A 258-nucleotide genomic window follows, 5' to 3' on the forward strand; every position below is an offset into this window, starting at 1 on the left:
GCCTGTAATGTTGAATTCTAGTCGTTCGTAATCCAGCTAAACCGTGTTTATCTATTAAACTTTGCCATGAAAGAAACTCTTCTACGGTCAAAGTATAGCGTCGACACGCTTCATCAAGACTTAACAATCCACCTCTCACCGCCGCAACAACTTCAGCTTTGCGACGGATCACCCAACGCCTTGTTGTTCTTGGTGGTAAATCAGCGATTGTCAGCGGACTCCCATCTGGCCCAATAACATATTTCATTTGTGTTTTTA

At 43.4% G+C, this 258-nt stretch carries 1 protein-coding gene; it reads right to left on the minus strand.

All coding sequences use genetic code 11. From position 1 onward, the window contains the following. On the minus strand, positions 1–258 hold a 258-nt coding region (gene sciP, locus J7R07_RS08130), incomplete at both ends, for a CtrA inhibitor SciP (protein ID WP_425489189.1).

Origin of the sequence: Bartonella phoceensis (genome assembly GCF_902825145.1) — a bacterium.
GTDB classification, from domain to species: domain Bacteria; phylum Pseudomonadota; class Alphaproteobacteria; order Rhizobiales; family Rhizobiaceae; genus Bartonella; species Bartonella phoceensis.